Origin of the sequence: Pseudomonas sp. UBA1879 (assembly GCF_002338065.1) — a bacterium.
Taxonomy (GTDB): domain Bacteria; phylum Pseudomonadota; class Gammaproteobacteria; order Pseudomonadales; family Pseudomonadaceae; genus Aquipseudomonas.
Genome location: NZ_DDHJ01000014.1, coordinates 109,689 through 134,771, shown reverse-complemented (window position 1 = coordinate 134,771; position 25,083 = coordinate 109,689). Strand labels below are relative to the sequence as shown.

The window sequence follows — 25,083 nt, the reverse complement described above, 5'->3', positions numbered from 1 at the left end:
GAGCTGTGAGTTTCAAGCGGCAAGCTAAAAGCCGCCACCGTTATTGCCTGAACGTGCAGCGTGCAGCTTATAGCTTGACGCTAAAAAGGAAGTGAGACCGAAGATGCAACGAGACCCGCACACACACGGCGTGAACATGTCGAAATTGGGGCGCCAGCGCCAAGGGCTGGACCTTGCCAGTGAAGACGTGGCGCTGGAAGTGCCCGGGTTGAACCTCTTTTATGGCGACACACAGGCGCTGTTCGACATTCGGATGAACATCCCCAAGCAGCGGGTGACGTCGTTCATCGGCCCGTCAGGCTGTGGCAAGTCGACTTTGCTGCGCACCTTCAACCGCATGAACGATCTGGTGGACGGCTGCCGGGTGCAAGGCGAAATCAAGCTCTACGGCCATGACATCTACACCAAGGGCGAAGACGTCGCCGAACTGCGGCGCCGCGTGGGCATGGTGTTTCAGAAGCCGAACCCGTTCCCCAAGACCGTCTATGAGAACGTGGTCTACGGCCTGCGGATTCAAGGCATCAACAAAAAGCGCACGCTCGATGAGGCGGTCGAGTGGGCATTGCGCGGCGCAGCGTTGTGGGATGAGGTCAAAGACCGCCTGCACGAGTCCGCGCTCGGGCTTTCCGGTGGTCAGCAGCAACGTCTGGTGATCGCCCGCACTATCGCCGTCGAACCTGAAGTGCTGCTGCTGGATGAGCCGTGCTCTGCGCTCGACCCGATTTCGACGTTAAAAGTCGAAGAGCTGATCTACGAACTGAAATCCAAATACACCATTGTGATCGTTACCCACAACATGCAGCAGGCGGCGCGTGTATCGGATTACACCGCCTTTTTGCACATGGGCAAGGTGGTCGAGTTTGGCGACACCGATACGTTGTTCACCAATCCGACCAAAAAGCAGACAGAAGACTACATAACCGGTCGTTACGGCTAGCACGTGTTTCGTCAGCCCTGAACCACCGCGCAATCAATCGGACGGACACTCAGCATGATCAAAGACAGCCATACACATCACATCTCCCAGCAGTTCAATGCTGAACTGGAAGAGGTTCGCAGCCACCTGCTGGAAATGGGTGGTCTGGTCGAGAAGCAGGTCAACGACGCGGTCACTGCGCTGATCGAAGCCGATTCGGGCCTGGCCCAGCGGGTTCGTGAAGTCGACGACCGCATCAATCAGATGGAGCGCAACATCGACGAAGAATGCCTGCGCATCCTGGCCCGTCGTCAGCCTGCCGCTTCGGACCTGCGCCTGATCATCAGCATTTCCAAGTCGGTGATCGACCTCGAGCGCATTGGCGATGAATCCACCAAGATCGCTCGCCGCGCCATTCAGCTGTGCGAGGAGGGTGAATCGCCGCGGGGTTACGTGGAAGTGCGCCACATCAGCGACCAGGTCAGCAAAATGGTCCGCGACGCCCTGGACTCGTTCGCCCGTTTCGATGCCGATCTCGCGCTGTCGGTCGCTCAGTACGACAAAAACATCGACCGCGAGTACAAGACCGCGCTGCGTGAGCTGGTCACCTACATGATGGAAGACCCGCGCTCGATCTCCCGCGTGCTCAACGTCATTTGGGTGCTGCGTTCGCTGGAGCGGATTGGCGATCACGCCCGCAACATCTCTGAGCTGGTGATCTATCTGGTGCGCGGCACCGACGTGCGTCACTTGGGCCTCAAGCGCATGCAGGAGGAAGTCAAAGGGCTGTCCGCCGAAATACCTAATGTTCCGGACGCTCCTGACGATAAGTAAGATTGCCTGCAAAAAAACGCCTGGCGAACGCCGGGCTTTTTTTTGGGAATTCAGCCCGTTCAGGTCGCCTATTTTTCTGTCACCCGCGAATAAATGTCCCGGTGTCGTCAAACAATTTTGGCAGTTGGCCACCAGCCAGCGATATGCTCGCCATTTGCGGTGAACACGCCATCAGGAGCGTCGATGAGTAAAGTCAGTGTATTGGTGGTGGATGACGCGCCGTTCATCCGCGACCTGGTTAAGAAAGGGCTGCGCAACGCTTTTCCCGGCATCACCCTGGAAGACGCAGTCAATGGCCGAAAAGCTCAGGTCCTGCTGACCAAAGAGGTTTTCGATCTGGTGTTGTGCGATTGGGAAATGCCCGAAATGTCCGGGCTCGAACTGCTGACCTGGTGCCGTCAGCAGGACAGCCTGAAAACCATGCCGTTCATCATGGTGACCAGCCGTGGTGACAAGGAAAACGTGATTCAGGCGATCCAGGCTGGCGTCTCTGATTTCATCGGCAAGCCGTTTACCAACGAGCAACTGCTGACCAAGGTCAAGAAAGCACTGCACAAGGTTGGCAAGCTGGAGGCGTTGATGTCGTCCGGCCCGGCGCGTGCTGCCGCCGCCTTCGCCAACGACTCGCTGGGAGCGCTCACAGGTAATCGTCCGGAAGTCGTGTCCGCCACGCCTGCGGCTTCTGCGCCAGCGCAACCCCTGATCAAGCCTGCCGCCCCTGCTGCCGCGCCGACTGAGCCTACCGGGCGCGGCCAAGGCCAACTGCGCCTGTCCAGCGGCACCCAGCAGTGCGTCATCAAAGCGCTGACGTTGAAAGAAGCCTCGTTGGTCGTCCGCCGTGGCGACGTCCTGCCGCAAATTCTGGACAGCGCAGTGCTTGATCTGGAGCAGGGCGAGAATGCCGAAGTTGCACGCTTGAACGGCTACTTGCACGCTATCGCCGCGTTCGAACAGAAACCGGACAGCGACTGGCTGCAACTGACTTTCCGTTTCGTCGATCAGGACACGCAAAAGCTCGACTACCTGTCGCGCCTGATCGCTCGTGGCACAGCGCTCAAGCACTTCGTGCCTGGCGCATAAGCCGTTGCATGAAATTCGTAGGAGCGCGCTTCGCCGGCAAGCGCGCCCCTACACGGCATTGTGATGTACCTGACCAAGCGTGCTCTCATGCAGCATAGAAATTGCAAAACCCTCCGCGTCTGACCCTGACGCGATTTCCTTGACGCTTCGTCTATTACCGATTGATACGGATAAGTCCCGTTCTATCGGCTTCGCTGCTAGGCTGGGCACTCATCGTCCCCTTACGCCAGGCCCATTCCCGATGTTAGAGCGCTTGCTGGTTGTGTGTGCATTGCTTCTGGCCGCGCAGTCGGCCTCGGCCATCACGATCTACCGATTCACCGACGCCAATGGCGTGGTCTCGTTTACAGACCAGCCCGTCAAAGGCGCGCAGATAATGAAGCTGCGCGAGCGCATGGTCGAACGCATCGACAGCCAGGTGCGCCTGAACGTCAAAAAAGCCAAAGGCACCGACAGTCTCTACGTGCGCAACGACCTGTATGCGCCGGTGGAAATCGAGCTGAAGCTGTCGGGCGTGAAGAACGTCGTCGGCGTGGCGGATCAGGTCATCCGCCGCACGATTCCCGCCCGCAGCAACGAACGCCTGATCGCCCTTAGCCCGCAAGTGCCGGGCAAAGCCATGACCTACAAACCCAGCCTGCGCTCGATCGTCGGGGATCCGCAGCGAGGCCTGGCGAGCAACGTGGGCGGGTATCGCTATCCACTGCCATGGGTCGGCGGGCCTTTCCGTATCAGCCAAGGGCCCAATGGCGCTTACAGCCATGTGGGCGCGCGAAGCCGCTACGCCATCGACATCGCCATGCCGGAAGGCACGCAGATCATCGCCGCCCGCAGCGGGACTGTGATCAAGACCGAGAACAGCCAGACGGGCCGAGGCGCGAACCCCTCAGGCAACTTCGTGCGCATCCTGCACGACGACGGCACGATGGGGGTTTATCTGCATTTGAAACAAGGCTCGGTGAGCGTGAAAGAGGGCGAGCGGGTCGCTGTCGGTACGCCGCTCGGGCGGTCAGGCAATACCGGCAATAGCACCGGGCCGCATCTGCACTTCGTGGTGCAGCGCAACGTCGGGCTGGCGCTGGAGTCGATACCCTACGAATTCGCCCAGCCGGTGCAGAACCTGCCAAATTTTGCGATTGGCGGCAATTAGGCCGAGTCGCTGCCGGCCCTGCTGTCTTTGAGCTGTCCCCAAGAAGTTGGACACCCATCCAACCCAGGGGGCAGTTCACTTTGCGGGAGATCCTACGTTGGCTGGCAAACCGCATTCGTCCAACCGCGGCCCTAACCTAAGCGGTTTCCAAGATCGTGCATAGGTCATAAACCTGCGAGCGACGTCGTACTGTGGGAGCCGGCTTGCTGGCGAAAGCGGTGAGCCAGTGATGAAAGTGTCGGCTGACTCGCCCCATTCGCCAGCAAGCCGGCTCTTACAGGTTTTCGACATCGTTCGGGCTTACATCAATCCAGCTTCAACACCTTCGCCAGCACGATCTTCGGGCCTTTCATCTTTTTGATGATGATGCGCAGGCCTTCGACTTCCATGACTTCCTCTTCCTCAGGTACGCGCTTGAGGCTGTCGTAGATCAGGCCGGCAAGGGTTTCGGCCTCGACGTGGTCCAGGTCAATGCCCAGCAGGCGTTCGACCTTGAACAGCGGCGTATCGCCCCGCACCAGCAACTTGCCCGGCTGATACGCGAGGATGCCGCGCTCAGCCTTGCGGTGTTCGTCCTGAATGTCGCCCACCAACACTTCCAGCACGTCTTCCATGGTCAGGTAGCCGATCACCTTGCCATCGGCTTCCTCCACCAGCGCGAAGTGCGCGCCGCCCTGACGGAACTGTTCCAGCAGGCGCGACAGCGGCATGTGCTTGGACACGCGCTCCAGCGGACGGGTCAGTTCGGCCAGGTCGAAGGCTTCCGGAAGATGGTCCAGCGCGGCCAGTTCCAGCAGCAGATCCTTGATGTGCAGCAGGCCGACGAACTCGCCACGCTCGGCGTCGTACACCGGGTAGCGGCTGAATTTGTGTCGGCGGAACAGTGCAAGGATTTCCTTGAGCGGTGCATTGAAATCAAGCGTCACGAGGTCTTCGCGAGAGTTTGCCCAGTCCACGACTTCCAGCTCGCCCATCTCCACGGCAGACGCCAGCACTCGCATGCCTTGGTCGCTGGGGTCCTGCCCCCGGCTTGAATGCAGGATCAGCTTGAGCTCTTCACGACTGTAATGGTGTTCATGATGCGGGCCGGGCTCGCCTTGGCCTGCGATGCGAAGGATGCCGTTGGCACTGGCATTGAGCAGGTAAATGGCGGGGTACATCGCCCAATAAAACAGATACAGGGGCACCGCCGTCCACAGCGAAAGCAGCTCGGGTTTGCGAATGGCCCAGGATTTGGGGGCTAGCTCACCCACCACGATGTGCAGGTAAGAAATCATGAAGAAGGCCGTGAAGAACGACACGCCTTTGACGACCTCCGGCGAGTTCACGCCCAACATCTCCAACAGTGGCGCCAACAAGTGCGCGAATGCCGGTTCGCCGACCCAACCGAGACCGAGGGAGGCGAGGGTGATGCCCAACTGACAGGCCGAAAGGTAGGCGTCGAGTTGGCTGTGAACCGTGCGCAGGATACGGCCGCGCCAGCCGTTTTTCTCGGCAATGGCCTCCACGCGGGTGGAGCGCAGCTTGACCATGGCAAACTCTGCCGCAACGAAAAAACCGTTGAGCAGGACCAGAATCATTGCGAAGAGAATCATGCCGAAGTCGGCGAAAATTGAAGCCAGGCTAATACCAGGGGAAGGGTCCATGATGGAGTTTTGCAGGTTCCGTTTTGATAAGGGATGTCACAAACCCCCACGAATCGGGGGCATAAGCGCAGCAATTTAGCGGCTATCGAGGTGCTTTGCTAGGGCTTGGTCATCTGTGCAGGGGCGAAGTTGCAGATAAATACGCTGCCCTTGCCCAACACGCTGTTGATCTCCATCGACCCACGATGGCGCAGCAGCACATGCTTGACGATCGCCAGCCCCAACCCCGTGCCCCCGGTGTTGGACGCCCGACTCGAATCGACGCGATAGAAACGTTCGGTCAGACGCGGAATGTGCTTGCTGTCGATGCCGATGCCCGAATCCTGCACGCTCAAGTGTGCGCCACGCCCGTCGGCCCACCAGCGCACGCGAATCTTGCCTTCGGCCGGGGTGTATTTCACGGCATTGAAGATCAGGTTCGAGAACGCGCTGCGCAACTCCGCCTCGCTGCCTTTGAGGTTCATGTGGTCTTCGATGTCGAGCGTAATCTGCTGATTCTTGCTGCCGGACAGCGCCTGTGCATCATTGGTAATGGATTGCAGGAGGGCCGGAACCGCAACAGGCTGGTTGTCTGACGGATAGTCAGTGGCTTCGAGCTTCGCCAACAACAGCAGGTCGTTGAGCAGAGTCTGCATGCGACCGCCTTGCTGCTGCATCTGCTGCAAGGCGCGGAGCCAGCGCGGGTTCACGTCTTCGACGTTGTCGAGCAAGGTCTCAAGATAGCCACAAATCACCGTCAACGGCGTGCGCAGTTCATGGGACACGTTGGCGACGAAGTCCTTGCGCATCTGTTCCAATTGATGGAGACGGGTGACGTCGCGCACCAGCATCAGGTGCTCATTGTTGCCGTAGCGGGTAATCAGCATTTGAATGCGCAGACGGTCATTGACCGGCGACGGAATCTCCAGCGGCTCGGCGTAATTGGCTTGTTCGAAATATTCCTTGAAGCGGGGGTGGCGCACCAGATTGGTCACCGGCTGGCCGCTGTCTTGAGGTGTCTTCAGGCCCAGCAGCGTTTCAGACGCGCGGTTCCACCATTCCAGGTTGCCGTCGCTGTCGAGCATGATCACTGCATCTTTCAACGCTGCCGTGGATTCCTGCACCCGGTCGATGACCGCTTGCAGACGCCCCCGCACACGTTGGTCGCGGCGTTGCAGGTGATAAATGCTGTCGAAGACGTCGCCCCAGAGACCGTACCCGTCAGGCGGCGGCTCGTCGGGTTTGTGGTTTCGCAACCAGTCATGCAGGCGCAGCAATTGTTTGAGGGTCCAGGCTAGATAAAGACCCAAGGCGACTGCCAGGCACGCGCCGTAATGCCCGCTGATCAGCCCCGCCAGCAGCGCGGCCGTGACCAATAGCAGCAGGTGGCGGATCAGGGTGCCATGCCAGTTTTGATTCAATTAACGCGTCCTTGTTCTTCAGCGAATGGCGAATCCGCTCCCAAAAGCGTGCTCAGCTTTTGGTGGAGAAGCGGTAGCCAGTACCGCGGACGGTTTGTACCAGATTTTCGTAGGCATCGCCGAGGGCTTTGCGCAGACGACGGATATGCACGTCAACGGTGCGCTCTTCGACATAAACGTTGCCGCCCCAGACCTGATCCAGCAACTGACCCCGGGTGTAGGCGCGTTCCTGGTGGGTCATGAAGAACTGCAGCAGGCGGTATTCGGTCGGGCCCATCTCGGCCGGTTTGCCGTCGATGGTCACGCGGTGGCTGATCGGGTCGAGCAGCAGACCACCGACTTCGATAGGCGACTCGCCGTCGTTCGGGCCTGCACGACGCAGCACGGCCTTGAGGCGTGCCACCAGTTCGCGTGGGGAAAAGGGTTTGGTGATGTAGTCATCGGCGCCGACTTCAAGACCCTGGATCTTGTTGTCCTCTTCGCCTTTGGCGGTAAGCATGATGATCGGGATGTCGCCGGTCAGCTCATCGCGCTTGAGACGCCGCGCCAGCTCGATGCCGGAAGTGCCGGGCAGCATCCAGTCGAGCAGGATCAAATCGGGTTTGCGGTCGACGATGACGGCGTGCGCCTGCTGAGAGTTCTCTGCCTCCATGCAGTCATAGCCGGCCATTTCCAGTGCGACTGCGATCATCTCGCGAATCGGCGCTTCGTCGTCGACGATCAGAATGCTCCTGCCAACCATGCCTCGAACCTCATGTCGTTTATCAGTCTTGGGGCGCATTAGATAACGGAATTATTGCAGTCGTGTGACAGCTTAATTCGAATGAGGCGCGAAGTCTGGCCTCGGGCTAGACTGTCGGTCCTGTCCTACAACAATTGTCTAAATAACGACGAATAAAAAGAGGATGTACCGATGGTGAAAATCTCTTCCGTTTTGATGGGGCTGCTGGCCGCTGCCGCGTTGGCGTCGTCAGGCATGGCGTTCGCCGCCGCTCCGGCAATGACCACTGACGGCGTACTGACGACGCATCAGGGCCTGACCCTCTACACCTTTGACAAAGACACCTCAGCCGGGAAGTCAGTCTGCAACGATCAGTGCGCGACCAACTGGCCACCGTTGACCGCGAGCGCCAGCGACAAGGCCGAGGGCGACTGGACCATCATCAAGCGTGACGACGGTGCTTCTCAGTGGGTTTACAAAGGCAGGCCGCTGTACACCTTCAAAGCTGACAAGGCCGCTGGCGACAAGACCGGCGACGGCAAAGGCGACGTCTGGCACGTGGCCAAGCCTTGATCTGATGCCTCAACCTGCGCTGACCTGCAAGGGTCAGCGCAGCGCGTAATCCGCCACGATCCCGACGAAAATCGCTAACCCCGCCCAGTGGTTGTGTAAAAACGCTTTGAAGCAGGCTTGCGGGTCTCTGTCTCGCGTCGACCAGAATTCCCACGCGAAACAACCGGCGGCCACCAGCAGGCCGAGGAAGAAATACAGCCCCAGCTCGAAACGTGAACCGGCCAGCATCAGGCAGAACAGCGCCAGACCTTGCAGCGTCAGGATGATCACGCGGTCGGCATCGCCAAACAGCACGGCGGTGGACTTCACGCCAATCTTCAAGTCGTCGTCGCGATCGGTGATCGCGTAGTAGGTGTCGTAGCCCACGGTCCAGAGCAGGTTGGCGATGTACAGCAGCCATGCCGCAGCGGGCAGCTCACCGGTCTGTGCGGTGAATGCCATCGGCATGCCCCACGAGAATGCCGCGCCCAGTACCACCTGCGGGTAGTAGGTGTAGCGCTTCATGAACGGGTACGTTGCTGCCAGCGCCAAGCCCCCAAATGACAGCCAGATCGTGGTGGCGTTGGTCAGCAACACCAGGCCGAAGCTCAGCGCGACCAGAATTGCGAACAGGATCAGCGCCTCTTTCGACGTGACCTTGCCGCTGGCCAGCGGACGCTGTTCGGTGCGTTTGACGTGCCCGTCGACCTTGCGATCTGCGAAGTCATTGATCACGCAACCGGCAGCGCGCATCAGAAACACGCCGATCACGAAAATCAACACATTGGCCACCGAGGGTGAGCCTTTACCGGCAATCCACAGCGCCCACAGCGTCGGCCACAGCAGCAGATAAATGCCGATGGGTTTTTCCAGGCGCATCAGTTGAATGAAATCCCACGCCCTGGGATGCAGTCGATTGAGGGATTTAAGCAGCGACAGGTACATCAGGGGCGCTCCTTGTTAGCGTCGGTAACGTGAGCGATGGCCCGCCAGACAGTCGGTAAAAACACCTCAGCCACCAAAATGCTCAACGGCCCACGGCTGAAGCAGGAGCGGCGGCCCCACAGCCCCGGCTCGACATCGGCATCCGGCAGCCATGGCGCGGGGTACTGGCAGATCTGCAGCGGGCCGCGCGTGAACGCCCGGTCGCTGAACAGCAATTCACCCAGCGAACGCGTGCCGAGTTGGTCCATGTGCAGACCGTCTCGTTCAAGGGCAACACGCCCGGCGACGCTGCGGGCGAACACCCATTTTTCGCCATGACCCAGCAGATAGACTTCCCGCACCCAGCCCTCGCTCCCGTTTGGGAGTTGCAACGCGGCGCACTCATCGTCGCGCAGGCGTTGCCAGCCTTCGTGCAGCGGCACCACGCTAAAGGCGTTTTCGGAAAGGCGGGTCAGGCGGCGGGTCAGGGAATCTTCGTGGAACAGCCACTTGAGCATGACAGGCTCAGGCGCTTCGATCAGTTGATCGCGCGACAGCCATTCAGGGGACGGACAAGGGGGATTTTGCTGAGTCACGGTGGGCAAATGTTGGCAGCAATCGAGGCGGCGAGCTTAGCATGATTGACGATTCTGGCCGACGACTGGAGCCGTTGATGGGTGTCGATGAAACTTGCGTCATCGCCCGCCGATCAGTAAAACGCCCTGTCCCATTCGTAAAAAGTGCGATCACCGCCGAACGTCTGGCCTGTCTAGCCTGAAAACCGAGAGAACCGACCGATGAAAAAGTGGCAATGCATTGTCTGTGGCCTGATTTACAACGAAGCCGAGGGTTGGCCTGATGACGGCATTGCACCCGGCACCCTCTGGGAAGACGTGCCGGAAGACTGGCTCTGCCCTGATTGCGGCGTTGGCAAGCTGGATTTTGAAATGATCGAAATCGCCTGATTTTCTGTTTTTCTGTCTGATGTGGAGAAATGCATGAACGCGCCTGTGGTGATCATCGGTACTGGTCTGGCGGGGTACAACCTGGCCCGCGAATTTCGCAAGCTCGATGGCGAAACCCCGTTGTTGCTGATCACCGCCGATGACGGTCGCTCCTACTCCAAGCCCATGCTCTCCACCGGCTTTGGCAAGAATAAGGAAGCCGACGGCCTCAGCATGGCCGAACCCGGTGCGATGGCCGAACAACTGAAGGCCGAGGTGCGCACTCACACGCGTGTCAGCGGCATCGACCCAGGCCACAAGCGGCTTTGGATAGGCGAAGAGTCGGTTTACTACCGCGACCTGATCCTGGCGTGGGGTGCCGAAACCGTGCGCGTGCCGGTTGAGGGCGACGCCAGCGATTCGATCTTCCCCATCAACGATCTTGAGGATTACGCACGTTTTCGTGCCGCGGCGGCAGGCAAGCGTCATGTGCTGATTCTGGGCGTCGGCCTGATTGGCTGCGAGTTCGCCAACGACCTCATTCTGGGTGGGTATGACGTCGATCTTGTCGCGCCCTGCGAACAGGTCATGCCGACCCTGTTGCATCCCGCTGCCGCGTCAGCCGTGCAAGCCGGTCTGGAGGCGTTCGGCGCGCGCTTTCATTTGGGGCCCGTGCTGACCCGGCTGGTGCGCAGTGACAACGGCCTCCAAGCGCATTTGTCCGACGGCGAAGTCGTGCAATGCGATCTGGTGGTCTCCGCCATCGGGTTGCGCCCGCGTGTCGATCTGGCGGCAGCTGCTGGCCTGGAAACGGGGCGAGGCGTGGTGGTCGATCGTCATCTCAAGACGTCACACGCCAACATCTATGCGCTGGGGGATTGCGCCGAGGTCGACGGCCTCAACCTGCTGTATGTCATGCCGCTAATGAGTGGTGCCCGCGCGCTCGCGCAAACCCTGGCGGGAACCCCGACAGCGGTGAAATACGGGCCAATGCCGGTGACGGTCAAAACCCCGGTGTGTCCGCTGGTGATTTCTCCCGTGCCAAAGGGCCTGGAAGGGGTCTGGAGCGTTGAAGGGCAGGGGGCGGACATTAAAGCGCTGTGCCACGACGCGCGCGGAAACCTGGTGGGTTATGCGCTTACCGGTACTGCAGTGCTGGACAAACTGGCCTTGAATAAGGCGCTGCCACCGTTGTTGGCGTAAATACGGGTCGTTCTGTCGGATAAGGCACGTTTTTGTTGGTACAAACGTCGCTCACGCACTGGCGCGGGATTCGGCAGCATGCCATCCTCAGTCCGGTCTGCCGCTACGTAGAGCCGTCGCGGCACCTGCTCGCTGCCCGCCATGGGTTGCACGGGACATAAAAACAAAAAACCGTAAAAGAGGCTTCATATGCGTAAACCAGAACTCGCAGCCGCTATTGCTGAAAAAGCAGATCTCACCAAAGAACAAGCAAACCGCGTCCTCAATGCCGTTTTGGAGGAAATCACCAGCGCTTTGAATAAAAAGGACACCGTTACCCTCGTGGGCTTCGGCACCTTCCTGCAACGCCATCGCGGTGCACGGACCGGTAAAAACCCGCAGACGGGCGAGCCGGTGAAGATCAAGGCCAGTAACACCGTGGCGTTCAAGCCGGGCAAATTCCTGAAAGACAGCGTCAATCCTGAGTCTGCCGCCAAACCCGCGGCGAAGCCAAAAGCTACACCGAAGAAAAAATAAGTCGCTGTTCGTCTTGCGGAGGACGACCAGTACGCAATGGGCATACCTCTCAGGGGGATGCCCATTTTTGTTGCCAGCGATTTGCTTCTATAGGCGCGCCGCTTCTCGAAACGCGTCTGTCCCGCCATTTTGCGACTGACGGGTTCTGCCCGCTCATCGCCTCATCAAGCTCGCTACACTGCTGCTCGATGCTGTATTTGCACACGTTGAGTAGAGGCCTTGAACATGAAGTTTCGTTTTCTTCTCTGGATGCTGGGCGTGTTGATGGCGCGAGCCAGCCGCAATAATCCAGCGTTTCAGCAACAACTGGCAGGGAAGGATCTGACCTTTCAGCTGCAAACCCGGGATGGCAAGGTGGCGCGGCATTTCGTAGTACGTGATCAGCGCGTCAGCAGCCGGAGTGGCGTCGTTGCGGCGCATGCCTTTGCGATTTCGTTCAAGGACGCTGCTTACGGTTTCGCCACGATGCAGGCGAAAAACAAGCAACTGGCGTTCATGCAGGGCATTCAGGACAAACACATTGAGGTCACCGGCAACACCGGCCTGGTGATGTGGTTTCAGGGCCTGACAAAATATTTGAAGCCGAGGAGGAGGTAACGACGGGCCGTTGATGTTTCGGCTGCGCGCTGAACCTGTGGGAGCCGGCTTGCTGGCGAATACGGAGTGTCAGCCGACATTAATGGCACTGAACCACCTTATTCGCCAGCAAGCCGGCTCCCACACGCTTTACGTCAATGAAACTGCGAAGCCAATTCCCGCAGCAGCACTTCGGCTTCCAGCACTTTTTTCACAACGTCCTCAGCCTTCTCGCGTCGCAGCTGCAAGCGTTCGAACAGCTCGTCCGGGATGCTTTCCATCGGGCCAGAGCCGATGCCTTCTTTGCGCAGCAACCGAACAGCCAGGCACACCAAATTGGCGTACTTGTGGTGCTCGCCGTCGTAATGCGGGTCGTGCTGAAAGCGTAGCGCGGTCGCCAGTTCCTCAGGCATGTCCCAATTGCGCATCAGCCAGGCGCCAATCTGCTCGCGGGAAATGCCCAGCAGGTGCTGTTCTACAAAGCTATGGTGCAGGTGCGGGTTGACTTCGATTTGACGGCAAATCAGCGAAAAATGCGGCGGAAATACGTGGGCCAGCAGCAAGTAACCGAAGTTGTGCAGCAGGCCGGCCAGGTAGGTCAAGCCGCTTTCGGGACGCTCGGCGCGTGGCATCGCGCGGGTCAGGCCTTCGATGACCGCCGCAGTGTAGATCGATTGCTGCCAGTAAGGCGTAGCGTGTTGCGGTTGATCCTTAGGCAGCGACAGCGTCTTGCCCAGTGCCAAACCCAAGGCCAGGTTGATCACCAGATCAAAGCCTAGAACACGAACGATTGCGTCCTCCACCGAACGAATCTTGCCCGCAGAGCCGTAATACGGCGATGCCGCCCAGCTCACCACTTGGGCTGCCAGCGCCGGGTCGGTTTCGACGACGCCAGTGATGTCGTCGATAGTGGCGTCCGGGTCGACCCGCAATTTGATGATTTTTTGCGCCGTATCAGCCAGCGGCGGGATTTCTACGGTCGCTTCCAGGCGCTGCTGAATGCGACGTGCAGTGAAGTTCTGAACGGCTTTGGTGATTTCATCGCGGTCGTCATCCGGGCGCGTCAGGTTCGGCTGCACCGAAGTCACGGGCTCGCCGAAGGTTGCGGCGCTTGCTTTACTCAGGAGCGTTTTGAAGTCATCGCTGCTGATCTCCAGCAACAAACCCTGCTCGCCGGAGTCGATCAGTACCGTCGGCTCCAGCAGGATGCGTTCTTCATAAAGGCATGGCGAGCTGGTCAGCGCCGGAAGGGCGGGCAACGTGCGCAGGTTGTTTTTGCCCAGCATCTGATCCAGGTGATCTTGCGAGACCGCCGTCAGTTTGCGTCCGGTCAGTTCGGTGATGCGGTTGAGATCAAGCAGGTGGCTTTGTGGAAACAGGACCAGCAGCGCGCCGACGTTGTCATGAACCAGAATGGCCTGAACCTTCTGTCCGGCAGGAAGAGACCCATCGTCCATGACTTCGCGGTAGTTGATGGCGGCTTTGCCAAGCAACTGTCGAATGACAGACGGGGCGTGTTGGGTTGCTTCGATTTGGGCAACTTCTGTCATGGCCTGTATCCAGATTCCTACAATTGCTGAAGTATAACCAGCTTAGTTGTTCTATTGGTGAGACACGTTCCGATTGCCGACCACTTCACACTTGCCCGTATTGCTGGCCGTGACGCAACCAGCGCTCCAGCAACGGACTGACATGTGTGGGCCAACGTTCGAGTAATGCCTGGGCAGCGTCCCGCACTGCCGGTAGCAGGTCCGCATCGCGCATCAGGTCGGCGACCTTGAATTGCAGCAGGCCTGTCTGTCGCGTGCCGAGCATCTCGCCCGGACCGCGAAGTTCGAGGTCTTTCTCGGCGATCACGAACCCGTCGTTGGTTTCGCGCATGATGCCCAGTCGCTGTTTACCGATTTGCGACAAGGGTGGATGGTACAACAGCACGCAATGACTCGCTGCACTGCCGCGTCCCACTCGTCCACGTAATTGGTGCAACTGCGCCAGACCCAGCCGCTCCGGGTTTTCGATGATCATCAGGCTCGCATTGGGCACGTCCACACCGACTTCAATCACGGTGGTGGCCACCAGTAGTTGCAGATGACCCTGTTTGAACTCCGCCATGACGGCCGCCTTTTCCACCGGCTTCATCCGACCATGGATCAGACCCACTTTGAGCTCGCCGAGGGCGCTGGTCAGTTCTTCGAAGGTGGTCTCGGCGGCCTGACATGTCAGCTCTTCCGACTCCTCGATAAGCGTGCACACCCAGTACGCCTGACGCCCTTCGGCGCAAGCGTTTCGCACGCGTTCGACCACTTCGATCCGGCGGCTGTCGGCCACCAGCACGGTGTTGACCGGTGTCCGGCCCGGCGGCAACTCGTCGAGAATTGAGGTGTCGAGGTCCGCGTAGGCACTCATCGCCAACGTGCGCGGGATCGGGGTGGCCGTCATGATCAACTGGTGCGGGCACATGTGGCCACCAACGCCTTTCTTGCGCAGGGCTAACCGCTGTTGAACGCCGAAGCGATGCTGTTCGTCGATGATCACCAAAGCCAGATTCTTGAATTGCACTTCGTCTTGAAACAGGGCGTGGGTGCCGACCACCATGGGCGCACCACTGGCGATTTTCTCCAGTGCTGCCACACGGGCCTTGCCTTTGAGCTTGCCGGCCAGCCACGCGGTGTCGATGCCCAGCGGCTCAAGCCAGCGAGTGAAGTTGATGAAGTGCTGCTCGGCCAGGATTTCGGTCGGTGCCATCAATGCCACCTGATAACCCGCTTCGAGCGCCTGCAGCGCGGCGAGCGCTGCGACCACGGTCTTGCCCGCACCTACGTCGCCCTGAATCAGCCGAAGCATGGGCTCGTGCTGACTGAGGTCGTAGGCGATCTCCTTGCCGACCCGCTGCTGGGCGCCAGTGGGGGGAAAACCGAGATTGGCCAAAAATTGCTTCGGCAGCCGTTTGGCGAGGGGCAGCGCGGGTGCGCGCTGGGACCGCAGGCTTTCCCGCAGGCGCTGCTGCGACAGCTGATGCGTGAGCAACTCTTCGAAGGCCAGCCGATGCTGTGCCCAATGGTGGCCGAGTGCGAGTTCTTCGACGTCAGCATCGGCGGGCGGGTGGTGCAGGTAATGAATGGCATCCGCCAGCGGCGCAAGTTGGTAATCCCGCGCCAATTCTTCGGGAAGCCAATCGGGCAGGCTTTTCGGGCCCAACATCCCGAGGCTTTGCTGGCACAGCTGGCGCAATCGCTGTTGCGTGAGGCCGTCGGTCAGGGGGTAGATCGGCGTGAGCGTCTGCTCCACCGCGACCTGTTCTTCACCGGTAATGGCGCGGTATTCCGGGTGGTAAATTTCCAGACCCGAGGCGCCGGGCCGTGCTTCGCCATAGCACCGCACGTGGGTGCCACGTTTGAGACCGTCTTTCTGGGCGTTGCTGAAGTGATAAAAGCGCAGGCTCAATACGCCTGTGCCGTCCCCCAATCGCACCAGCAGGCTGCGGCGTTTGCCCATCACCACGTCGGCGCCGCTGACCACGCCTTCGATCACCGCGTCCTGCCCAGGCCGTAGCGCGCCAATCGGCACGACACGGGTGCGATCCTGATAACGCAGGGGCAGATGAAACAGGACGTCCTGAATATTTTCCAGGCCGACCTTCGCCAGCTTTTCAGCCATGGCCTCGCCGACGCCCTTGAGGGCCGTGACCGAGACGTGGGACAGCTCAGTCATACCGCCACTTAGCTCGCTTCGGCCTGGGCTTTGGGGCGTGCGACCGAGCAAAGACGTATGGAATCCGCCAGGATTTCGATGGCTTTTGGTCGAGGGAAACTGGCACGCCAGGCGATCGCGACCGTACGGAATGGCACGGGAGCGGACAGCGGACGGACCTCGATCACGCCAGGCGCGTAATGATGACTGTCCACAGCAGACATCGGCAGTATCGACACGCCGAGCCCCGAGGCGACCATGTGGCGGATGGTTTCCAGCGAGCTGGATTCGACTGTGGTGTGCTTGGCGCTGTCGCCGCCTTTGACCAGCGTCGGGCAGGCTTCGAGGACTTGATCGCGGAAGCAGTGGCCTTCGCCCAGAAGCAGCAGGCTCTTGTCATTGAGCGCTGACGCATCGATGGTCGATTTCTGAGTCCATGGGTGATCTGCCGGCATCAGCACGTAGAACGGCTCATCGTACAAGGACATGGTCAGTACGTCGGCTTCGTTGAATGGCAAGGCAATGATGATCGCGTCGAGCTCCCCGTTACGCAGCTTATCGCGCAGCACGTGGGTGAAGTTCTCTTCGATGTACAACGGCATCTGCGGGGCGACCCGATGCAGTTGCGGAATCAGGTGAGGGAACAGGTAAGGCCCGACGGTGTAGATCGCGCCGACTTTCAGCGGCGCGGTCAGCTGGTTCTTGCCGGTCTGGGCGAGTTCACGAATGCCTTGAGCTTGCTCGAGCACCTTCTGCGCCTGAGCCACGATGCCCTCGCCAACCGGCGTAAGACGCACCGCACTCTTGCTGCGCTCGAAAATCAGCACACCGAGTTCATCTTCCAGCTTCTTCACGCCCACCGACAGCGTCGGCTGGCTGACATGGCAACGCTCGGCGGCGTGGCCGAAGTGCTGCTCTTGAGCGAGGGTAACGATATAGCGCAATTCTGTGAGGGTCATAGCGTGCGTCCATGAAGTTGCGGCCCCAGCATAGCGGGTGCAATCGATAGACGCACGTTATCAGGCGCTCTGTTTTGACAAAAACGTCGTTTCAGCGTTTATCCAGCGAATAAACGAAGGGTGCAACGACCTCCAGGGTGCCATTGTTGAGCAATTCAGCGGGCGGCTTGGGCAGCGGCTGGGCGCGACGAATCATTTCCAGCGTGGCTCGGTCCAGAGACGCGCTGCCAGATCCGCCCGCGATTTCGTAAGAAAGTACGCGGCCTTCGCCATCGACCACGAAGCGCAGGCGGTTGATACCCTGCATGCCGCGACGACGGGCGTCCTCCGGGTAACGCTTGAACTTGCTCAAGTGACGCAGCAAGTCCCCCTGCCAAGTGGGCAGCGCGGTGCTCGGCGGCGCAGGCGGCGCTTGTTCCGGTGCGGCGGATTTCTCCGGCTTGGCGTTGGACGGAGGCGCCTCTACCGGCTTCTCATCAGCAGGCTTCTCTTCCTTCGGCGGCTCGATCTTTTTCACCGGTTTCGGCGGCTGAGGCTTGGGCTTCGGCTTGACCGGCTTGGGAATGGCGATTTCCGGCTTGGGCGCTTCGGCGATAGGCGGAATCGGCAGTTGCTCTTCCGGCGCAGGGGGTTGCGGCGGTTGAACGACTTTCGGTGGTGGCGGTGGAGCCGGCTCGGGAACAGGCGCCAGCTCGATCATCATCGCCGCTGGCGGCAGCTCGATGGCCTGCGGGGAGGACCATCGCAGCGCGATGAGGATCGCCACGGCATGGACCGCCAGCACCAACAACAGACTACCGCTATAGCGCGTCAGTTTTTGGCGCGTATTGATCATTTCTTACCAACCGTCTCAAGACCCACCAGACCGACCTTCAGGTAACCGGCACCGCGCAGGAGGTTCATCACTTCCATCAGGTCGCCGTAATCCACGCCCTTATCGGCCTGGAAGAAGATCGTCGTGTCCTTCTTGCCCTTGGTCTTGGCGTCCAGCACCGGACCGATCTGCTCGCGCGCGACTTTTTCGTCACCCAGGTACAGGCTCTGATCCGCCTTGACGCTCAAAAAAACCGGCTTCTCGGGTCGGGGGGCAGGTTTTGCCGTGGAGGCAGGCAGGTCGACCTTGATGTCCACCGTCGCCAGGGGCGCCGCCACCATGAAGATGATCAGCAGCACCAACATGACGTCAATGAACGGCGTCACGTTGATTTCGTGGTTTTCGGCGAGATCGTCGCCGCCTTCGTTAAGATGCAGGCCCATGACTTACCCCATCTTTACCATGTGAGGCGGTTGGGCACGGTCGGCTGCAGGCTGGTGATCCAGATCGCGGCTCACCAGCAACAAGACCTGCGCCGAAGCGTCGGACACTTGCGCCTTATAACCTGCAATGGAGCGAGCGAAGACGTTGTAGATCACCACTGCCGGGATTGCGGCAACCAGACCCAACGCCGTTGCCAGCAAGGCTTCGGCAATACCGGGGGCGACCACGGCAAGGTTGGTGGTCTGAGTCTTGGCGATGCCGATAAAGCTGTTCATGATGCCCCACACGGTGCCGAACAGGCCGACGAAAGGCGCAGTGGAGCCGATGGTGGCCAGGACGCCAGTGCCCATGCTCATGTTGCGACCGCAGGCGGCAACGAGACGTTCGAGGCGGAAACTGACGCGTTCCTTGATGCCCTCGCGCTCGCGGCTGTTGGCCGAGAGGTGCATTTCCTCAAGAGCGTCATGAACAAGCAGATTGGCCAGCGTACCTTGCTTCTTGGCACCGGCACTGGCTTCGTCCAGCGTACGAGCGCGCTTGAGCGCAGCGATTTCACCCTTCAGACGACGTTTGGCACCCAGTAGCTCGAAGCCTTTGGCGATCCAGATGGTCCACGTAATGATTGAGGCGATGGCCAGGCCGATCATCACCGCTTTGACGATGATGTCGGCGTTTTTGTACATGCCCCAAGGCGACAGGTCGTGGGACATGCCAAGGCTGTTATCTGTTTCGGCAGGCTCTAGCGATTCGGTCGGCGCGGCAGGATCCTGAACGGCTGGCGCTGTCGTGGTGTCCACTGGCGTAGCGGCAGGCGCAGCAGATTGGATGGCTGGCGTTTGTGTTGGAGCATTGGAGTCGGCGAGGGCGATCGGCGTCAGCATCAGGCTGAACAGCACCGCTGCGATAGCGCGCCCTGCGCGTGGCAGGCCTGAGGACGTCGTGGAGGAAGCGGGGGATTGAGTACGTGTCATGCTGGCCCGACCTGATATTGGAAAGGTGTTTCGTTCTGAAGGCGTCACGCTGGCGCGAGGCGAGCGGAGAAGAACAAAGGGCCGGTATTATTGCAAGTAATTCTTGTTAACAAAAGTAATAGAGTATCTTTTTTTAACACGAACGCGTCCCGATGGTCGCTTTTAAGTCCCAATTCATTGGCCCAAACCTATTTTTTGATGTGGAGATTGTCATGGCAACGCCATCCGTTTTGATTGCAGGATGTGGCGACATCGGAGGACGTTTGGCGTCTCGATTGCTGCCGCTGGGATGGACGGTTCATGGCTTGCGAAGGAATGTTGCGAAATTGCCTCAAGGCGTACACGGCGTGCATGGAGATCTGTTCGACGCGCGGATTCCAGAGCAATGGCCCGAAGGACGCATCGATTACCTGGTCTATTGCGCCACGCCGACGGCTCGGGACGAGGCAGGTTATCGCGCCGCGTATGTGCAGGGGTTGCGCAACGTGCTGGGCTGGATCGAACGCAGCGGCCAGAAGCCGCGGCGAGTTCTGTTCGTGTCGAGTAGCAGCGTGTACGGGCAGCAGAACGGAGAATGGGTTGACGAAACCTCCCCGGCCGAAGCCTCAGGATTTTCCGGACAGGTGATGCACGAGGCCGAACAAGTGGCGCTCAAGAGCGGCTGGCCTGCGAGCATTGTTCGTCTCACCGGCATTTACGGGCCAGGGCGCAGCGATCTGATGAACCGGGTGAGGCAGGGCTACAGTGTGGCCGTCGAGCCGCCTTTGTATGGCAACCGCATTCACGCCGACGACGCTGCGGGTCTGCTGGCGTTTCTATTGCAGGCTGATGCTGACGGGGCGGTGCTGGAAGATTGCTATATCGGGGTCGATGATGCGCCCGCGCCGTTAGCAGAGGTGGTGGACTGGATGCGTGAGCGATTGGGCGTGACCCAGTGGTCGGATGAACACACCGTACGGCGCACAGGCAGCAAGCGCTGCAGCAATGCTCGCGCGAAAGCGCTGGGCTGGGTGCCGCAGTATGCGAGTTTCAAAGAGGGGTATGAGGCGCTATTACAGGCACCTCATAACCCGTAGGCGCGAGGCTTGTCCCGCAACCGGCGACGCAGTCGGCGCATCGTCTGCGTGCTCAATGTGCATGACACAACGCGTGCGCTGGGTTTACGACTGCTGCGCAGCCGGTCGCGGGACAAGCCACATTCCTACCAGAGATACGGCTTAGCAATGGGGATCAATTCTTCTCGAGCACCCAACGCCTCTCGCCTGGACGGAGGTCCGGCATTTCTGTGGGCTGAGCATTGTTAACGGCCTGGAAGATCTCCAGCTGTTTACCCTGGCGCACGAATACCCATGGGTTGCCGCGCTCGTTCTTTTCCAGCCACATGCTGTCGTATTCGCCGCTCATGGCCGCACAATCGCCTGCCAGGCACAGCGCGTAACGGTCATTGCCCGGTAATCCGCTCACCGTTCCGTCGGGGGCGAATTCAACGACGCTGCCTTGGCCGTCACCATTGACGATGGTCCATTTGCCGCCCAGATAGGCGGTATAAAGCGCGCGTTCAAAGCTTGTCCCAGGTTGCGCGCCAGCCGGAGCGGCTTCTTTCGGAGCGCGAAAGTGCTGCTCAGGACCGGAATCATTGGCGGCCTTCACCAGCTCATCGCCCTTCAGCTTCAAGTCGTCCGAAGCGCTGCCGTAGACGTTGACCTTCCAGTCGCCTTTCGGGTCTTTGGCCACTTTGCCCTCGGTCAGTTCGAAACCGTTATAGGACGTCGCCTGACCCGCCGCAGTGTTGATATTCCACTCCAGCGTCGGCCCATAAGCCAGCAGCGACTGGCGCAGATTTCCACCTTCGGCGGCGGCATCAATGGCCGCCTGATTGATCCATACGCCGTCAGGGGTTTTGTTGGAGTGGCCGGCGCAACCGCTCAGCATTGCGGCCAGCAGCGAGAAAGCGAACGCAACGCGCATACGCATAGCGGAGTCCTTCCTTTGCTTGAATGGGGTGGCGGAGCGAGAAACGCCCCGCAGGGATTTACTCGATGACCAACACCGCGTCCATTTCGACCTGGGCGCCACGTGGCAGGGCCGCTACGCCAATCGCGGCGCGTGCCGGATAGGGTTGTTCGAAGTATTTGCCCATGATTTCGTTGACCTTGGCAAAGTGGCTCAGGTCCGTCAGGAAGATGTTCAGCTTGACGATGTCCTTGAACGAGCCGCCCGCTGCTTCAGCCACGGCCTTCAGGTTTTCGAAGACTTGAACGGTCTGGGCTTCGAAGCCCTCGACCAGTTCCATGGTCTTAGGGTCCAGAGGAATCTGGCCGGACATGTAGACGGTATTGCCAGCTTTGATCGCCTGAGAATACGTGCCGATAGCGGCAGGGGCCTTGTCGCTGGAGATAACGGTCTTGCTCATGAAAAACTCCTGTTGGCAGTTGGCTACGCGCGCATGCGGGTGATGCGGATCACCCCGGTCAGGGCGCGCAGTTTCTTGATCACTCGGGCCAGATGCACGCGGTCGTGCACGCTGACCACCAGTTGGACCACGCTGATGCGACCATCGCGTTCGTCCATGCTGATTTTCTCGATGTTGCCGTCGGCGGCGTTGACGCTGCTGGCCAGCAGGGCGATGAGCCCGCGCTGATGTTCCAGCTCGACCCGCAGCTCGACATTGAATTCGCCGGTGACGTCCTTGGCCCAGGAAAGCTGGATGCATTTTTCCGAGTTGTGGCGGATTTCACTGATGTTGCGGCAGTTGTCCAAGTGCACGACCATGCCTTTGCCCGCTGACAGGTGACCCACGATCGGATCTCCCGGAATCGGGGTACAGCACTTGGCATAGCTGAGCACGAGGCCTTCGGTACCGCGAATTGCCAGCGGCCCTTCGGCGCTCGGCAGTTCTTCACCTTCACTTGCCAGCAAACGACGGGCGACAACGTAAGCCATACGATTGCCCAGACCGATGTCTTCGAGGAGGTCTTCGATGACCTCGACCCGGTATTCGGCCAGGATCAGTTGCAAGCGCTCATTCGGAATCTTGTCCAGCGTGCTGTCGAATCCGTTGAGCACCTTGTTGAGCAGACGTTCGCCCAGGCTGATGGACTCGGAGCGACGTTGCAGTTTGAGGGCGTGGCGGATATGTGTACGGGCTTTGCCGGTGACCACGAAATTCAGCCAGGCCGGATTTGGACGTGCCCCCGGTGCGCTGACGATCTCGACAGTTGACCCGCTTTGCAACGGCTCCGACAGCGGTGCAAGACGACGATTGATCCGACAGGCGATGCAGCTGTTGCCCACGTCGGTATGCACCGCATAAGCAAAGTCGACTGCCGTGGAGCCCTTCGGCAGCTCCATGATCCGGCCTTTGGGCGTGAACACGTAAACTTCGTCCGGGAACAGGTCGATCTTCACGCTTTCGATGAATTCCAGCGAGTTGCCCGCACGTTGCTGCATTTCCAGCACGCCTTTGACCCACTGACGTGCGCGTGCGTGAGTGCCTTTCGGCTGCTCGTCGCCCGATGATTTGTATAGCCAATGCGCTGCGATGCCGTTGTTGGCCATCTCCTCCATTTCGCGGGTACGGATTTGGATTTCGATGGGCACGCCATGCATACCGAACAACGTGGTGTGCAGCGACTGATAGCCATTGGCTTTGGGGATCGCGATGTAATCCTTGAATCGGCCCGGCAGTGGTTTGTACAAATTATGTACAGCGCCTAACACGCGATAGCAGGTGTCTACCTTATCGACGATGATCCTGAACGCGTAGACGTCCATGATCTCGTTGAACGCCCGGCGTTTGCCGCGCATTTTTTTGTAGATGCCGTAGAGGTGCTTCTGCCGACCGCTGACTTCGCCTTCGATGCCGTCAACCGCCAGGCAGTGCGCCAGTGACTCTTCGATCTTGTTGACCAGCTCTTTGCGATTGCCGCGCGCGCGTTTGACGGCCTGGCCGATGCGCGAGGAGCGCATGGGGTACATGGCCTTGAAGCCCAGGTCCTCGAATTCGATACGCACGCTGTGCATGCCAAGGCGGTTGGCGATGGGGGCATAGATTTCGAGGGTTTCCTTGGCGATGCGTCGGCGTTTTTCGCCGGACAGCACTTCCAGGGTGCGCATGTTATGAAGGCGGTCGGCGAGCTTGACCAGAATCACGCGAATGTCGCGGGCCATGGCCATGGCCATTTTCTGGAAGTTTTCAGCTTGCGCCTCGGCTTTGGTCTCGAAGTTCATCTGGGTCAGCTTGCTGACCCCATCGACCAGTTCGGCCACGGTTTCGCCGAATTGCGCACAGAGCGCTTCTTTGGCGATACCGGTGTCTTCGATCACGTCATGCAGCATTGCAGCCATCAGACTCTGATGGTCCATGTGCATGTCGGCCAGAATATTGGCCACCGCCAGCGGGTGCGTGACGTAGGCTTCGCCGCTGCGACGGCGTTGACCGTCGTGGGCTTGTTCGGCGTAGAAATACGCTCGGCGAACCAGGTTGACCTGGTCAGTGCCGAGGTAGGTCGACAGGCGATCGGCGAGGGCGTCTATGCTCGGCATGAGAAACACCCTTGCCGAAGAAAGTGACCCTGCGCCTTGCTACGTCGACCGGGCATAGGCTTAGACGGCCTCGCTGGACTCGTCCTCGAACGCGGCGAACAGTGGTTCATCTTCAACGATTTCAGCTTCTGCAATGACGGTGTAATCCATCAGGCCGGCTGCGATTTCGCGCAGGGCAACAACGGTAGGCTTGTCGTTTTCCCAGGCCAGCTTTGGCTCTTTGCCGCCGGTCGCCAGTTGACGCGAGCGTTTGGTGGCGAGCATGACCAGCTCAAAGCGGTTATCTACATGTTCCAGGCAGTCTTCAACGGTCACGCGGGCCATGGGTATTCCTCGTAGCAAATGCGGTATGCGCGGTGCCCGGATGGGCGAGCGGACTCGGTAGTTTACAAGCGGACAGTCGCAAGCTTCAAGCGGCACGCCACGAGCGGTCGGTTTTCATGGGTTGCAGCGCGTCGGGCATGAACGGTGTAGGAGTGAGCTTGCTCGCGATAGCGGTTTGTCAGATCCATGGTGGTGTCCGGTCTGACGCCTCGCGTGCGAGCTCACTCCTACAGGCTTATTTCACGCAAGCAGTTGCGACAGCAGCTCGGCATGGCGCTGCTGCTGATGCTCCTGGCTCAGCAGGTTGGTGCGGAAAATCGCCTTGAGGTCTTCCAGTGCCGTGGCGAAATCGTCGTTGATGACGATGTAGTCGTACTCGACGTAGTGACTCATCTCGCTGACCGCTTCACGCATGCGACCTTCGATGATGTCGTCGCTGTCCTGCCCGCGATTGGTCAGACGCTGGCGCAGCGCCTGCTGGGTTGGCGGCAGAATAAAGATCGAGCGGGCGTGAGGCATCAGCTTGCGCACCTGTTCGGCGCCCTGCCAGTCGATTTCGAGGATCAGGTCGTGACCTTCGTCCAGCGTTTGCTGGAGACGGCTCTGCGACGTGCCGTACAGGTTGCCGAACACTTCTGCCTGTTCGAGGAAATCACCGTGTTCGATCATCCGCACGAATTCGGCGCGATCGACGAAGTGGTAGTTCACCCCATCCACTTCACCTGGGCGCATGGCCCGCGTGGTGTGGGAAACAGAGACGCGAATGTGTGGCTGGGCATCGATCAGGGCTTTAACCAGGCTGGTCTTGCCCGCGCCCGAGGGGGCGGAAACGATGTAGAGAGTGCCGGTGCTGTGGGTCATGTCGTGTTTGGCC

26 protein-coding genes are annotated in these 25,083 nt (G+C 59.7%); 10 read left to right on the top strand and 16 right to left on the bottom strand.

Features of this window, described 5'->3' with window-relative positions:
- Positions 1-103: 103 nt before the first annotated feature.
- The 4 genes from pstB (at position 104) to B3N48_RS14090 (ending at position 3,980) form a co-directional block, all read left to right on the top strand.
- Complete coding sequence (gene pstB, locus B3N48_RS14105) at positions 104-937, top strand: phosphate ABC transporter ATP-binding protein PstB (RefSeq protein WP_296184672.1); 834 nt, start codon at positions 104-106, stop codon at positions 935-937.
- Between the two features lie 54 nt (positions 938-991).
- On the top strand, positions 992-1,750 hold the full coding sequence (gene phoU, locus B3N48_RS14100; RefSeq protein ID WP_296184670.1) for a phosphate signaling complex protein PhoU: 759 nt from the start codon (positions 992-994) through the stop codon (positions 1,748-1,750).
- A 183-nt stretch (positions 1,751-1,933) separates the two neighbouring features.
- A complete protein-coding gene (locus B3N48_RS14095) occupies positions 1,934-2,830 on the top strand; it encodes a response regulator (protein WP_296184668.1) in 897 nt (298 codons plus the stop codon).
- 241 nt (positions 2,831-3,071) lie between these two features.
- Entirely contained in the window at positions 3,072-3,980 is a 909-nt protein-coding gene (locus B3N48_RS14090; protein ID WP_296184664.1) for a peptidoglycan DD-metalloendopeptidase family protein, read from the top strand.
- A gap of 305 nt (positions 3,981-4,285) precedes the next feature.
- Here B3N48_RS14090 and B3N48_RS14085 read toward each other — a convergent pair whose 3' ends face one another.
- The 3 genes from B3N48_RS14085 to phoB form a co-directional block, all read right to left on the bottom strand.
- Entirely contained in the window at positions 4,286-5,626 is a 1,341-nt protein-coding gene (locus tag B3N48_RS14085; RefSeq protein ID WP_296184663.1) for a hemolysin family protein, read from the bottom strand.
- A gap of 98 nt (positions 5,627-5,724) precedes the next feature.
- Entirely contained in the window at positions 5,725-7,026 is a 1,302-nt protein-coding gene (gene phoR, locus B3N48_RS14080) for a phosphate regulon sensor histidine kinase PhoR (RefSeq protein WP_296184662.1), read from the bottom strand.
- Between the two features lie 52 nt (positions 7,027-7,078).
- Positions 7,079-7,768: a phosphate regulon transcriptional regulator PhoB gene (phoB, locus tag B3N48_RS14075; RefSeq protein WP_062379821.1), complete on the bottom strand. Its 690-nt coding sequence runs from the start codon at positions 7,766-7,768 to the stop codon at positions 7,079-7,081.
- Between the two features lie 171 nt (positions 7,769-7,939).
- Here phoB and B3N48_RS14070 point away from each other — a divergent pair, with 171 nt between their 5' ends.
- Complete coding sequence (locus B3N48_RS14070) at positions 7,940-8,320, top strand: hypothetical protein (RefSeq protein WP_414704238.1); 381 nt, start codon at positions 7,940-7,942, stop codon at positions 8,318-8,320.
- Positions 8,321-8,353: 33 nt separating this feature from the next.
- Here the strand turns inward: B3N48_RS14070 and ubiA are convergent, their stop codons facing one another.
- Both ubiA and B3N48_RS14060 read right to left on the bottom strand, forming a co-directional pair.
- Positions 8,354-9,244 carry a 4-hydroxybenzoate octaprenyltransferase gene (ubiA, locus tag B3N48_RS14065; protein ID WP_296184661.1) on the bottom strand — a complete coding sequence of 297 codons (891 nt, stop codon included), beginning with the start codon at positions 9,242-9,244 and terminating at the stop codon, positions 8,354-8,356.
- Positions 9,244-9,819: a chorismate--pyruvate lyase family protein gene (locus B3N48_RS14060; protein ID WP_296184659.1), complete on the bottom strand. Its 576-nt coding sequence runs from the start codon at positions 9,817-9,819 to the stop codon at positions 9,244-9,246. Before B3N48_RS14060 ends, ubiA begins: the two co-directional genes overlap by 1 nt.
- Before the next feature lie 201 nt (positions 9,820-10,020).
- On the opposite strand from B3N48_RS14060, the gene B3N48_RS14055 reads away from it, so the two are divergent.
- The 4 genes from B3N48_RS14055 to B3N48_RS14040 all read left to right on the top strand — a co-directional run bounded on the left by B3N48_RS14055 (position 10,021) and on the right by B3N48_RS14040 (position 12,483).
- The gene (locus B3N48_RS14055; RefSeq protein ID WP_296184657.1) at positions 10,021-10,188 is read left to right on the top strand and encodes a rubredoxin; all 168 of its coding nucleotides are present in this window, start codon (positions 10,021-10,023) and stop codon (positions 10,186-10,188) included.
- A gap of 33 nt (positions 10,189-10,221) precedes the next feature.
- Positions 10,222-11,370, top strand: a complete 1,149-nt coding sequence (locus B3N48_RS14050; RefSeq protein WP_296184656.1) for an NAD(P)/FAD-dependent oxidoreductase — start codon at positions 10,222-10,224, stop codon at positions 11,368-11,370.
- Between the two features lie 189 nt (positions 11,371-11,559).
- Positions 11,560-11,886 carry an HU family DNA-binding protein gene (locus tag B3N48_RS14045; RefSeq protein WP_296184655.1) on the top strand — a complete coding sequence of 109 codons (327 nt, stop codon included), beginning with the start codon at positions 11,560-11,562 and terminating at the stop codon, positions 11,884-11,886.
- Positions 11,887-12,111: 225 nt separating this feature from the next.
- Complete coding sequence (locus tag B3N48_RS14040; RefSeq protein WP_296184652.1) at positions 12,112-12,483, top strand: helicase; 372 nt, start codon at positions 12,112-12,114, stop codon at positions 12,481-12,483.
- 134 nt (positions 12,484-12,617) lie between these two features.
- On the opposite strand, the gene B3N48_RS14035 is transcribed toward B3N48_RS14040, so the two are convergent.
- From B3N48_RS14035 to exbB, 6 genes are all read right to left on the bottom strand, one after another.
- A complete protein-coding gene (locus B3N48_RS14035) occupies positions 12,618-14,012 on the bottom strand; it encodes an aminoacyl-tRNA deacylase and HDOD domain-containing protein (RefSeq protein WP_296184651.1) in 1,395 nt (464 codons plus the stop codon).
- Between the two features lie 85 nt (positions 14,013-14,097).
- Positions 14,098-16,173, bottom strand: coding sequence for an ATP-dependent DNA helicase RecG (gene recG, locus B3N48_RS14030; RefSeq protein ID WP_296184649.1), 2,076 nt, complete (start codon positions 16,171-16,173; stop codon positions 14,098-14,100).
- Between the two features lie 8 nt (positions 16,174-16,181).
- Positions 16,182-17,111 carry a hydrogen peroxide-inducible genes activator gene (locus tag B3N48_RS14025; RefSeq protein WP_296184648.1) on the bottom strand — a complete coding sequence of 310 codons (930 nt, stop codon included), beginning with the start codon at positions 17,109-17,111 and terminating at the stop codon, positions 16,182-16,184.
- Positions 17,112-17,202: 91 nt separating this feature from the next.
- Positions 17,203-17,946 (bottom strand): energy transducer TonB, encoded by a 744-nt coding sequence (locus tag B3N48_RS14020; protein ID WP_296184647.1) that lies wholly within the window; start codon positions 17,944-17,946, stop codon positions 17,203-17,205.
- On the bottom strand, positions 17,943-18,368 hold the full coding sequence (gene exbD / locus B3N48_RS14015) for a TonB system transport protein ExbD (protein WP_108236211.1): 426 nt from the start codon (positions 18,366-18,368) through the stop codon (positions 17,943-17,945). Before exbD ends, B3N48_RS14020 begins: the two co-directional genes overlap by 4 nt.
- Before the next feature lie 3 nt (positions 18,369-18,371).
- A complete protein-coding gene (gene exbB / locus B3N48_RS14010) occupies positions 18,372-19,340 on the bottom strand; it encodes a tonB-system energizer ExbB (protein ID WP_296184644.1) in 969 nt (322 codons plus the stop codon).
- Positions 19,341-19,552: 212 nt separating this feature from the next.
- Here exbB and B3N48_RS14005 point away from each other — a divergent pair, with 212 nt between their 5' ends.
- Entirely contained in the window at positions 19,553-20,416 is an 864-nt protein-coding gene (locus B3N48_RS14005; RefSeq protein WP_296184642.1) for an SDR family oxidoreductase, read from the top strand.
- Between the two features lie 154 nt (positions 20,417-20,570).
- Here B3N48_RS14005 and B3N48_RS14000 read toward each other — a convergent pair whose 3' ends face one another.
- The 5 genes from B3N48_RS14000 to gmk all read right to left on the bottom strand — a co-directional run bounded on the left by B3N48_RS14000 (position 20,571) and on the right by gmk (position 25,070).
- Positions 20,571-21,308: a hypothetical protein gene (locus B3N48_RS14000; protein WP_296185024.1), complete on the bottom strand. Its 738-nt coding sequence runs from the start codon at positions 21,306-21,308 to the stop codon at positions 20,571-20,573.
- A gap of 64 nt (positions 21,309-21,372) precedes the next feature.
- Positions 21,373-21,753 carry a RidA family protein gene (locus B3N48_RS13995; RefSeq protein ID WP_166594036.1) on the bottom strand — a complete coding sequence of 127 codons (381 nt, stop codon included), beginning with the start codon at positions 21,751-21,753 and terminating at the stop codon, positions 21,373-21,375.
- Between the two features lie 23 nt (positions 21,754-21,776).
- A complete protein-coding gene (gene spoT, locus B3N48_RS13990; RefSeq protein ID WP_296184641.1) occupies positions 21,777-23,885 on the bottom strand; it encodes a bifunctional GTP diphosphokinase/guanosine-3',5'-bis pyrophosphate 3'-pyrophosphohydrolase in 2,109 nt (702 codons plus the stop codon).
- A 60-nt stretch (positions 23,886-23,945) separates the two neighbouring features.
- Positions 23,946-24,209 carry a DNA-directed RNA polymerase subunit omega gene (gene rpoZ / locus B3N48_RS13985; protein WP_296184640.1) on the bottom strand — a complete coding sequence of 88 codons (264 nt, stop codon included), beginning with the start codon at positions 24,207-24,209 and terminating at the stop codon, positions 23,946-23,948.
- A gap of 240 nt (positions 24,210-24,449) precedes the next feature.
- Complete coding sequence (gene gmk / locus B3N48_RS13980; protein ID WP_296185021.1) at positions 24,450-25,070, bottom strand: guanylate kinase; 621 nt, start codon at positions 25,068-25,070, stop codon at positions 24,450-24,452.
- Between the last annotated feature and the right edge of the window lie 13 nt (positions 25,071-25,083).